The 11,522-nt window shown below is 65.6% G+C and carries 8 protein-coding genes and 2 pseudogenes; 9 read left to right on the top strand and 1 reads right to left on the bottom strand.

Annotated features, from left to right (window positions below):
* The 3 genes from BYZ73_RS19930 to BYZ73_RS19940 all read left to right on the top strand — a co-directional run.
* Positions 1 to 737: bacteriophage T4 gp5 trimerisation domain-containing protein (locus BYZ73_RS19930; protein ID WP_425451104.1), on the top strand; the 737-nt coding region annotated here is incomplete at its 5' end.
* A gap of 12 nt (positions 738 to 749) precedes the next feature.
* Positions 750 to 1,682 (top strand): nitrogenase component 1 family protein, encoded by a 933-nt coding sequence (locus BYZ73_RS19935; protein ID WP_146746359.1) that lies wholly within the window; start codon positions 750 to 752, stop codon positions 1,680 to 1,682.
* Complete coding sequence (locus BYZ73_RS19940; protein ID WP_146746360.1) at positions 1,679 to 2,161, top strand: hypothetical protein; 483 nt, start codon at positions 1,679 to 1,681, stop codon at positions 2,159 to 2,161. Before BYZ73_RS19935 ends, BYZ73_RS19940 begins: the two co-directional genes overlap by 4 nt.
* A 192-nt stretch (positions 2,162 to 2,353) precedes the next feature.
* Here BYZ73_RS19940 and BYZ73_RS19945 read toward each other — a convergent pair.
* Positions 2,354 to 2,737: pseudogene (locus BYZ73_RS19945) on the bottom strand (transposase family protein); the annotation flags it as partial.
* 316 nt (positions 2,738 to 3,053) lie between these two features.
* Between BYZ73_RS19945 and BYZ73_RS19950 the strand changes: the two are divergent.
* From BYZ73_RS19950 to BYZ73_RS19975, 6 genes and pseudogenes are all read left to right on the top strand, one after another.
* Entirely contained in the window at positions 3,054 to 4,214 is a 1,161-nt protein-coding gene (locus BYZ73_RS19950) for an efflux RND transporter periplasmic adaptor subunit (protein WP_112317399.1), read from the top strand.
* Between the two features lie 12 nt (positions 4,215 to 4,226).
* Complete coding sequence (locus BYZ73_RS19955; protein ID WP_112317400.1) at positions 4,227 to 7,343, top strand: multidrug efflux RND transporter permease subunit; 3,117 nt, start codon at positions 4,227 to 4,229, stop codon at positions 7,341 to 7,343.
* Positions 7,340 to 8,038 carry a response regulator gene (locus BYZ73_RS19960; RefSeq protein WP_112317401.1) on the top strand — a complete coding sequence of 233 codons (699 nt, stop codon included), beginning with the start codon at positions 7,340 to 7,342 and terminating at the stop codon, positions 8,036 to 8,038. Before BYZ73_RS19955 ends, BYZ73_RS19960 begins: the two co-directional genes overlap by 4 nt.
* On the top strand, positions 8,028 to 9,092 hold the full coding sequence (locus tag BYZ73_RS19965; protein ID WP_112317402.1) for an ATP-binding protein: 1,065 nt from the start codon (positions 8,028 to 8,030) through the stop codon (positions 9,090 to 9,092). Before BYZ73_RS19960 ends, BYZ73_RS19965 begins: the two co-directional genes overlap by 11 nt.
* 10 nt (positions 9,093 to 9,102) lie before the next feature.
* Complete coding sequence (locus BYZ73_RS19970) at positions 9,103 to 10,875, top strand: ABC transporter ATP-binding protein (RefSeq protein ID WP_112317403.1); 1,773 nt, start codon at positions 9,103 to 9,105, stop codon at positions 10,873 to 10,875.
* A 22-nt stretch (positions 10,876 to 10,897) separates the two neighbouring features.
* Positions 10,898 to 11,224, top strand: a pseudogene (locus BYZ73_RS19975) (IS5/IS1182 family transposase); the annotation flags it as partial.
* Positions 11,225 to 11,522: the final 298 nt, after the last annotated feature.

Below are 11,522 nucleotides of genomic sequence, written 5' to 3' on the forward strand. Positions count from 1 at the left end.
GATGCGTCTATAACGGGCGGAATAGGGTTCCCTACGACTTGCCCGCCAACAAGACACGTAGCACGTTCAGAACGAAGACACATAAGGGGCGCGGATTCAACGAATTGCGCTTTGAGGATGAGAGGGGGAGAGAAGAAGTTTTCAGCCATGCCACGCGCGATCATAACCAGGTCGTCCGCCGTGACTTATTCAGTTCCGTTCACCGTAGCCAGTTCTCCGATATCGGCGGAGAAATGTTCCAACGTGTAGGCAGGAGCTTCGCACTTGAAGCGCAAGGGACAGTTGAGGTCGCCTCTCAGATGGGGACTGTGATCAGTTCTGGCCCTATCGGCATGTCTCCGTTCCGATTCAAGCCAATCATCAAAAACGAAAGCGCCGAGGTGGACAGGGTCAAGGTCGAGATGGCTTCGATCAAGTCGGCCTTTCCCACCGGAGGTTTGACGCTGCGCGCCCAGACCGTGCTACTTGAGGAGGTCGGGCTTTCCCGCATCTCGATGGCAGGAACCACCATGCGTGAGGTCGCAGGCAAGGCCAAGACAACCCATGCCGGCGAATTGGTGCGAACCTCATCCGGCAGCACCATCGTAAATGAAGCTGCGGATGTGTTCAGCGTTGTCGCCGGAGAAGTGTTCGAAGCCGTCGTCGGAGGCAGTTCTATCCGGATGGCGGCGGATGGCACGATCGAGATTTCCGGCTCCCATATCAAGCTGTCAGCTGATCGCATCGACATGAAATGAGAGGGTCGACACTTGAGCATCGACATCAAGATCATTCCTGGTACTGAAGCCTCTATTCCCGATCCGCCCCGTCCGAAGCGCTCTGGTGACACCGATCCCCGCCAGTACTTTCCGATGAGGCCCATGACAGGCGAACAGCGCAATGCCCTCCGACGTGCAGCAGAGGAGCTTTCGGGCGCGCTTAGCGGATTCTGGATGCATCGGGTCCCCGGCAAACGTCAAGCCGCCATCAACATGGATCACTATCTGACCGGTGCCGGGCAGGACCGGGAGTTTTCGCCAGGCAACGTGGACGATCTTTTCGATGCCTTGACCGAATCCAGCACAACACGCCACCAATCGCTTGAGCAGGGCTTTCTGGACAAGATCAGGGAAGACTTGTCAGGGGCGGCGGTTGGCACAATCCGGCGTTACAATTCGCTGAACTCGGATCCCAGTTCCCCCAATTGGGGAGAGCCGTGGTTCGGATTGTCGAGCGAAGGTGGCACGAACTGGTTCTATGCCGTCGGCTCATTCTGGGTTGCCTTCGGAGGCCGCGCTCGGCGCGATGCTGACGGAGTGGAAGTCTACTACCGCGCCTATATCTATGATCGCTACAACTGGGATGTGGAGCGGGACAGTGGTATGACGATTGGCAAGACGACATTCATTCCCAATGAGATCGAGTGGTTGATAGACCAGGATGTGTTGACCGATCAGAATATGCCTGAATTTCGTCGATGGCAGCCTGACTATGTGACTGCCGTTCCTGATAATCCATCCACCGATGTCGATGAGGGGGGCTACAGGGTGAACGATGCTCTGCTGGGAACGATGATGGAGTTTGGCGAGGCGCAACCGTTCGACATCGTGGGTTCGGGACGTATTAGAAGCGTTTTTCTGAATTACGCCTCCGAGAAGGAAGGAAGCAACGAACCCCTTCCAAGCGAGAGCAAGGGGCGATGAAGCGGAAAGTTCTCGTTCCCGCGTTCGGTGGTCTGTTGCTGCTCTTTGCGGTGGCGGTTGGATACAGAATTGCATCAACAGGAGAGAGAGCAATGGGGGAGTATCCGAAAACTGCCTGTCTCGATACTGACATGGCGACGATGACCAGATTGGTGCATCGGGTGCTTCCGGGCGACTGGCGGCCCGAACTGAAGGATTTTCGCTGTAACCGGTCCAACTTCGGTCCGCTTACCTCCGCGTGGGCGCGGGTCCTGCCGGGTGAAATCGTGCCCGAGGCGGTTGCTCTGCAGGAAACTGGCAGCGACATGTCCTGGTTGCTCGCCGACTTACCCCTGATTTATCCTGGCCTTCTGGATGGGCTCGATACCAACAAACAGCGATACGCCAAGTTTCGGGTCGAGCAAACGATGTACGTAATCACTCTGGTCGCCTTGGAAAGCGGAGATATACTGTTCTTCATGTTCGATGGAGGTGCCTGAACGCCCCGCAGCAATTCCTAGGCCCCCGACGCGGTGAAGGTCCGGTTCGGAGAAGCTCGGCCAATGCCCAGGAACGGTCGCGAACGGCCGCTCCCCGCCCTAGGTGTTCAGTCCCGGCATCTGGTGGATCGGGTCAACGATGAATCTGTCCGGCTCAGAAGTCCAGATCTTGCAGATGTATTCGCAAGGCGTGGGTTTGTCCCCTTCGACATCCGGTAGCCGTGAGATGCCATGCCGCTGAAGACACCGATGCAGTGCTGACCGGGTCAGATGCGGGATCGTCGGCTGGAGGGCATGGAGGCAATCATCGAGCGGCAGCAGCGTGTGCCGCCGGAACTCGACAACCATTGCGTCCTCGGCTTCGCTGAGAACGCTGGAGCGCGGCTCTTTCGGCCCTGTCTTGCGATCTTCCACCGTCTCGCGCTTGCGCCACTTGGCCACCGTCTTCAGATTGATCCCGAGCTCCCGGCTCAGCGCCGCGGTCGAAGCTTGTGATCGCTGTATTGCTGCTCTGACGGCGTGCGTGGTCATGGCGCTGGGCGTCGTCGTCGCTTGCTTGTGAAGAGAGATCAGCATCTCCGCCCTCCATCCCGGACCTCGCGCAGAAGCGATCTTGCCATGAACAGGGAAGGCCGACGCGGGTCTATGTGATCATCCGGGATGGAACACTTAAGGGGTGGGCAGCGGAGCAACGCTGCGCCGCCTGACCGCAGCTTACGCCGGATGCTTACACTTCATCGGTCTGGATTTCGACCGATATGTGAGCAATCCTTTGCATGTCGCATCGACCGTCGCTCTGCAGTCTGGCCTCCACGAAAGCTCCACGAAACCTCGGCGCTACGTCCACCAAGCGATGCCATTTGGCTGCGGTGTGAAACTGTCGGGGCGTCCTATGACACGCAGCAAGTTCCTCATCCTCTCCGTCCTCAGCCTGGTGGCCGTGGCGGTCGTCTCGGTCCAGTGGGGTCCGCGTTCGGACGCTGCTGCTCCGGAAGATGCCGAAGCCGAAGCCGCGGTGCAACTGACCGTGGCGATGGTCGAGCCCGAGCGGATCGTGCTCGCCTCCGAGTATTCGGGGCGCGTTGCGGCCGGGCGCCGGGTGGAGATCCGTCCTCAGGTCGGTGGCCTGATCCTCGAGCGCCACGTCGAGGAAGGCACGCGGGTCTCGGCCGGTGACGTTCTCTTCCGCATCGATCCAGCGCCCCTGAAGGCGGACCTAGCCGTCGCGGAAGCGGCGCTGGCGCGCGCGCTGACCGCTGAGGCCCATGCCCGGCGCGCCGCCGAACGCTCGGATTCCCTGCTGGCGACGAACACTGTCAGCCTCCAGGCCAACGAGGCCGCGCACAACGAACTTGAGCTCGCGAAGGCCGGCGTTGCAGAAGCGCGCACTGCGGTGGAGCGCAAGCGCCTCGATCTGGATTTCGCGACCCTGCGCACGCCGATCGACGGCTACGTCGCCGCCGGTCTGGCCGAGATCGGCGGGCTGGTTTCGGTCGGCGGTGACACGGCGCTGGCTGTGGTGCAGGATCTAGAGACCGTCAATGTCGATCTGAGACTGCCGGAGGGCGATCTCGACGCGGTCCTGACGGCGGCCGAGGACGGGCTGGGGGCGGTCACGATCCACAAGCACCGCGGCGCCTCCGACCCGTTGACCGGGACGCTGAAATCGTCAGATGTCATCGTCGACCAGGGAACGGGCTATGTCAGCGTCCGCGTTGAGGCGGCGAACCCGGGCCTTGCCCTCCTGCCGGGCATGTTCGTCCGCGCGAGCCTCCCCTACGGGGTGATCGAGGACGCCCTTCTCGTGCCCGAGGACGCCGTGCTGCGCACTTCGACGGGAGGGGCGCAGCTTGCCATCGTCTCGGTCGGCGGCGAGGCCACGCGCCGCGACGTGGAGCTGGGCGCGCGCGTCGGCAATCGCGTCGTGGTCGCCTCGGGCCTCAAGCCCGGAGAGATCGTAGCGATACGCGGCCAGAACCGCGTGCCCGCCGGCGCGAGCGTCGCGGCCGAGACGCGCAGCCCCGATGCCACCCCCACCGATACCCAGTCCTGAGAAACGTGCGACATGGCCCAGTTCTTCATCCGACGCCCGGTCTTTGCCTGGGTCATCGCGATTTTCATCGCGCTTGCCGGGATCGTCGCGATCCCGAAACTGCCCGTCGCGCGCTTTCCCGACATCGCGCCGCCGAGCGTCAGCATCTTCACGAGCTATTCAGGCGCCGACGCGGAGACCGTTTCCAACAGCGTGATCCGGCCAATCGAAAAGGAACTCTCGAGCGTCAAGAACGTGCTCTATTACGAGTCGACCGTCGATGCGACGGGCGGGGCGAACATCATGCTGACCTTCAAGCCCGGCACCAACGCCGATCTGGCGCAGGTCGAGGTGCAAAACCGTCTCAAGAACGCCGAGGCGCTGCTGCCCGAACCGGTGCGCCGCTCGGGCGTGAGCGTGGAGGCAGCGGAATCGGGCTTTCTCATGGTGATCACGCTGCGGTCGAAGACCGGGGCCACGGACGAACTCGGCCTCGGCGAGTACCTCAACCGCACGCTTGGCGAAGAGCTCAAGCACGTGCCCGGTGTTGGACGGGTGCAGTCCTTCGGATCCGACCGCGCGCTTCGGGTCTGGGTCGATCCGGCGAAGCTTGCCGGCTACGAGCTGTCCATGAGCGACGTCACAGCGGCGATCTCGCGCGAGAACGCACAGGCTGCGCCGGGCCGTGTTGGCGACGATCCAACCGTGCCCGGGACCCGCATCTCGACCCCGCTGACCATCGAGGGCAAGCTAACCTCGCCCGAGGCCTTCGCCGCGATCTCCCTGCGCGCCACCGCCGATGGCGGTCGGCTCGTGCTCGGCGATGTCGCGCGGATCGAGATGGGCGCGCAGACCACCGCCTTCAGCGTCAGCAGCAATGGCAAGGCCGCCGCCGCCGCGGCGGTCCAGATGACGCCTGGCGCCAACGCCGTCCGCACCTCCGCCGCCATCGAGGAACGGCTGGAAGAGCTGCGCCTCGCCATGCCGGGCGATATGGAGGTGTCGATCTCCTACAACACCGCGCCCTTCGTGAAGGTGTCGATCTCGAAGGTGATCCACACGCTGATCGAGGCGATGGTGCTGGTCTTCGCGGTGATGCTGCTCTTTCTGCAGAAGATGCGCTACACCCTGATCCCGGGCATCGTCGCGCCGATCGCGCTCCTTGGCACTTTCGCGGCGATGTGGGCGGCCGGCTTTTCGATCAACGTGCTGACCATGTTCGGCATGGTGCTGGCCATCGGCATCATCGTCGACGACGCCATTGTCGTGGTCGAGGCAGTCGAGCGGATCATGGCGCGGCAGGGGCTTTCGCCCAGGGCCGCAACACAGCAGGCGATGCGCGAGATCACCGGGGCCATCGTCGGCACGACGCTCGTCCTCGTCGCGGTCTTCATCCCGATGGGCCTGGCGAGCGGATCGGTCGGGGCGATCTACAAGCAGTTCACGTTGTCGATGGCCGTGTCGATCCTGCTGTCGTCGGTCCTCGCGCTGACCCTCACACCGGCGCTCTGCGCCACGCTCCTGCGCCCGGTGACGGATCATGGCAAGGCAAGCGGGTTCTTCGGCTGGTTCAACCGCAGGTTCGACGCGTTGACGCGGTCCTATACCGGCTGGGTCGGCTGGACCTTGCGCCGCGGCGGACGGATGTTCGTACTCTACATCGCGCTCTGCGCAGTGCTGGCCGTCGCCTACACGCGGCTCCCGACCTCATTCGTTCCCGAAGAGGACCAAGGCAGCTTCATGGCGATGTTCGAGCTTCCGGCGGGCGCCACGGCCGAGCGCACGCGCGACGTGATCGCCGCCTACGAGGCGCATACCGCGACCCGTCGCGACATCGCCGAGAACACCGTGATCCTCGGCTTCGGTTTCTCGGGTTCGGGGCCGAACGCGGCGCAGGCATTCACCAGCCTCAAGGACTGGGATAAGCGCACGAGCAGCGTGGACGAGGAGATTGCCGCCGCCGAAGCCGCGATGGCCGACATACCCGAGGGGATTGCCATGATCATGAAACCGCCCGCCATCGAGTCGCTCGGCACGACCTCGGGCTTCTCCCTGCGTCTGGAAGACCGCGCCAACGCCGGTCCCGAGGCGCTGAAGGCGGCCGAGGAGAGGCTGGTCGCCCTCGCGTCCCGGAGCCCGATGCTCTCGGACGTGATGAGCGAGGGCCTGCCCGACGGCATGGCCATCGCGCTCAAGATCGACCGGGAAAAGGCGCAGACGCTCGGGCTCGGTTTCGATGCGATCACCGACACGATCGGCACCGCCATCGGCTCGACCTACGTCAACGACTTTCCCTACCAGGGGCAGATGCGGCAGGTCATCGTGCAGGCCGAGGCCGAGGCCCGGATGCATGCCGAGGACGTGCTGCGGCTCGAGGTGCGCAGCGATAGCGGCGCCATGGTTCCGCTCTCCGAAGTTGTGACGCCCGTCTGGGAGCCAAGCCCCTCGCAGCTCGAGCGCTACAACGGCTATCCTGCCGCGCGCATCTCGGGCGAGGCGGCGGGCGGCGTGTCGAGCGGCGCCGCCATGGCCGAGATGGAACGTCTGGCCAAGGAACTGCCGCAAGGCTTCGCCGTGGAATGGACCGGGCAGTCGCTGCAGGAAAAGCAATCCGCCAGCCAGGCGCCCATGCTCTTCGCCGCCTCGATGCTGATCGTGTTCCTCGTGCTGGCGGCGCTCTACGAAAGCTGGTCGATCCCCTTCGCGGTGATGCTGGTGGTGCCGCTTGGGGTCCTCGGCGCCGTGACGGCGGTGCTGCTGCGCGGCGCGGACAACGACGTCTTCTTCAAGGTCGGGCTCGTCACCATCATCGGCCTCTCGGCCAAGAACGCGATCCTCGTCGTCGAATACGCCCGTCACCTGCGCGAGGGCGGCATGGGGCTCAACCGCGCCACCATGCAGGCCGCGCGCCTGCGCCTGAGGCCCATCGTCATGACCTCGCTCGCCTTCATCCTCGGCGTCGTCCCCCTCGTGGTGGCCAAGGGCGCGGCGTCCGAGGTCCAGAACGCCATCGGCACGGGCGTCTTCGGCGGTATGCTCTCGGCCACGGTCCTTGCCGTGTTCTTTGTGCCGCTCCTCTACGTCGCAGTGAGCCGTATCGTACCCGGCGCTTTGCAGGCCGAACCTGATCCGCAGGGGGCCACCGCATGACCGACGCCCTGATCCTGATCGTCGAGGACGAGCCCGAGATCGCCGAGATCCTCGAAGGCTACTTCGTGCGCGAGGGCTTCCGCGTGATCTGCGCCCGCGACGGCACCACCGGCCTTGCCCATCACCAGACCCTGCGGCCCGACCTCGTCGTGCTCGACATCAAGCTGCCGGGGAAGGACGGCTTCGAGGTACTGGCCGCGATCCGGCGGCGCGGCGAGACGCCGGTCATCATGGCCACGGCTTTGGCCGAGGATCTCGACAAGCTGCAGGCGCTGCGGATCGGGGCCGACGATTACGTGGTCAAGCCGTTCAACCCCCACGAGGTGGTCGCCCGCGCCCGTGCCGTGCTGCGCCGCACGATGGGCCAGGCGGGAAAGAGCCTCGTGCGGGTGGGCTCGCTCACGGTCGATCCCGAGGCCCGTCGCGCGATGCTGGAATGCGACGGCGGGGCGGTCTCGCTCGACCTGACGCCGACGGAGTTCCGCATCCTGTCGCACATGGCGCGCGCGCCGGGGCGGGCCTTCAGCCGCGCCGACCTCGTCGATGCCTGCCTGCCCGAGGGCGCCGCGCTCGACCGCACCGTCGACAGCCATGTCAGCAACCTGCGCCGCAAGCTCGCGGCGGCGGGTGCCGGCGACATGCTGACCGGCGTGCGCGGCTTCGGTTACCGTCTGGATGCGCCCCATGGCCGCTAACCTCAACGCGCGGATCTCGCGCACCATCGTGGCGCTGACGCTGATCGCGGCGCTGATCGTCTGGCTCGGCCTGATGGTCTACTTCTTCGTGATCTACGAGTGGCTCTATCCCGCAGAGCCCGATGGGTTCGTGGGCTGGCGGACGGCCGACACCGTCATGGTGCTGACCGTGCTCGCTTTCGGCCTGCTGACGGCATCGTGGATCGGGTGGCGCCTTGCGCGGCGGATCACCGAGCCTCTGAAGTCGGTCGGCGGCGCCGCGCGCCGGATCGCCGAGGGCGATTTCTCCGCCCGCGCGGAGGGCCCGCATGGCAGTTTCCGCGAGGCCGCGGACCTGCTGACGGACTTCAACGCCATGGCCGAGCGCCTCGAGCGCGCCGAGGCGGAGCTTGCCTATTCCAACTCGGCCATCGCGCACGAATTGCGCACGCCGCTAACCATCCTGCGCGGCCGGTTGCAGGGCCTTTCGGATGGCGTCTTCGATCCGACGCCCGAGGCCTACGGACGGCTCATCGCGCATGTCGACCATCTCGCGGCGATCGTGGAGGAACTGCGCACGCTCGCCCTTGGCAATGCCGGTCGGCTGGAACTCACGGGCGTGCGGCTCGACCTGGCCGAAGAGGCCGGTGCGGCCCTGAGCGGCCTCGAGGCGGAACTCGCCGCTTCAGGCATCGATGTGACACGTGCGCTCGGTTCGGCTTGGGTCATGGCGGACCGGACCCGACTGCGGCAGGCCTTCGTCGCGGTGCTGGAGAACTGCCGCCGCTACGCCCCCCACAGCCGCGTTCACGTCGAGACCATTGTGGAGGGCGATCACGTCGTCTTCCGCTGCTCCGACACCGGAACAGGATTGGCGGAGGAGGAGCGGGCCCGCGCCTTCGACCGGTTCTGGCGGGCGGACGCCTCGCGCGGGCGCAGCCACGGCGGATCGGGCCTCGGGCTCTCCATCGTGCGTGCCATCGCCCGGGCCCATGGCGGCGAGGCGCGGATCCTGCCACACACCCCCACGGGCCTGACCGTCGAGATCCGGCTTCCAAGCAAAACCCATTCCTGAGGAAAGACCGATGACGTTTGATCCCGACGCCTATGACGCGCTCGCCGCGCGGCATGTGTCGATGCGCCGTGTCCTGAACCTTTTTGCCCCGTACCGGGCGCGGATCGCCGGCGTGATGGCGCTGATGGTGCTCGCCTCGGTCCTCGGACTGGCCGGACCGTTCCTGTTGCGCGCGATCATCGACACCGCCCTCCCCCAGCAGGACCTGCCGCTGCTAGCCTGGCTCGCGGGCGGTATGATCGCGGCGGCGCTGGCCTCGGCCGGAATCGGCGCGCTGCAGGTCGTTCTCAGCACCCGCATCGGCCAGGGGATCCTGCACGATCTTCGCGTGCGCCTCTACGCGCACCTGCAAACGCTGTCGCTGCGGTTCTTCACCGACACCCGCACCGGCGAGGTGCAATCGCGGATCGCCGGAGACATCGCCGGGCTGCAGGCATTGGTGACCGACACCGCGAACGAACTTGGCCGCTCGCTGAGCGCGGTGGCGATGACGGCGGTGGCCATTGTCATCCTCGACTGGCGGCTGGCGCTTTTCGTTCTCGTCGTCGTGCCGCTGACCGTGCTGATCAGCGCCCGGGTCGCCCGGCTGCGCGAGGCGCTGACCTACAGGCAGCAGGCGCGGGCCGCCGACATGTCGGCGGCGGTGGAGGAGACGCTGTCCGCCCCCGGCATCATTCTCTCCCGCACCATGGGGCGAGGCCCGTGGCTCACCCAGCGCTTCGCGCGCCTCTCGCGCGACCTGTCGCGGGTCGAGGTCGGCGCGCACACCGCAGGCGAATGGCAATGGTCGCTGATCGGCTTCGCGCTCGCAACCCTGCCCGCGCTGACGCTTCTGGCGGGGGGCCTGCTGATGCAGTCCGCCAACCCGGCCAGCATCGGCACGCTGGTCGCCATGATCGCGCTTCAGGAACAGCTTCTCTGGCCCTTCGAGCAACTGCTCGAGATCGGACGCGAGACGCGCAAGATCCGCGCGCTCTTCGCCCGCGTCTTCGAGTATCTCGACAAGCCCGTCGAGATCACAGAGCGCGCCGATCCCGTCACCATCCCCCGCTCCGAGATGCGCGGCGAGGTGCAGCTCGACCACGTCCGCTTCGCCTATGCCGAGGGAGACGGCCTCGCCGTGGAGGACGTGAGCCTCACCATCGCGGCCGGAAGCCATGTGGCCATCGTCGGCCCGACGGGCTCGGGCAAGACGACGCTCGGCTACCTGCTGGCGCGTCTCTTCGATGTGGACGGCGGCGCGATCAGCTTCGACGGGGTGGACCTGCGGGATCTGAGCTTCGAGACGCTCTCGCAGATGCTGGGCGTCGTCTCCCAGGAGCCCTACCTGCTGCACGCCTCGGTCGCCGACAACCTGCGCTTCGCCCGGCCCGACGCCACCGAGGCAGAGCTGATCGCGGCCGCCAGGGTGGCGCAGATCCACGACCACATCGCGGCGCTGCCCGCGGGCTACGACACCCTTGTCGGCGAAGGCGGCTTCCGGTTCTCCGGCGGCGAGAAGCAGCGCTTGGCCCTGGCCCGCACCATCCTGCGCGACCCGCCGATCCTGCTGCTGGACGAGGCGACCAGCGCGCTCGATACAAAAACAGAGCGGGCGATGTCAGACGCGCTCGGCGCGATGTCGGAGGGCCGGACGACGATCACCATCGCGCACCGCCTCTCGACTGTCCGCGAGGCCGACCTGATCGTGGTCATGCAGCGCGGACGCGTGGTGGAGTCCGGCACCCACGCCGCGCTTGAGGCACAAGGCGGCGTCTATGCCGGGCTTCTGGCAGGCACATGAGGCCGCGCGGGAAGCCGGGGAAAAAGCAGCGCGGGAATATCTGGAGACACCGGATGACGCCGCTTTCGGAGCGGCATCACCGGTCCAGCCGAAGTTCGTCGCCAAGTCGGACCCAGCGGCACAATGGACCCGCGCCGAGGAAAGCCGCCTTTATTTTGCCTATGCCACCAATTACCTGATCGACACCAAGAGCTCGGTGATCATGGATGTCGAGGCGACAAGGGCGATCCGCCACGCCGAGGTCGGGGCCTCGCGCACCATGCTCGACAGGACGGAAAAGCGGTTTGGGATCCGGCCGGATTGGCTGGCCGCCGACACGGCCTATGGCAATGCCGAGAACCTGGGATGGGCCAGGAGGAGATCAAGTTCACGGCCTTCAGCCGAACCGCTCTCAAAGGCTGCCCGCAATGCCTGCAAGACGCTTCAAACGAAAGCGATGCAGGGCATTTCGGGCTGTGGCAGCTGCCTTCAATCCGCACCTGCGGCTTGCACGGCTGTTACCTCGTACCGTTGCCCACGTCGTCTGGGACACGAGAGCGGTTTGATGTCACCAGACTGACCTCTGGCTTTTCGCTCCCGGAAGGCGTTGTTTCAGAACGTCGGCCTGAGGTGTGAGTGGCCCTTTCCCGTCGGTGCTCAGGCCACGC

The organism is Rhodovulum viride, assembly GCF_003265965.1.
Lineage (GTDB): Bacteria > Pseudomonadota > Alphaproteobacteria > Rhodobacterales > Rhodobacteraceae > Rhodovulum > Rhodovulum kholense.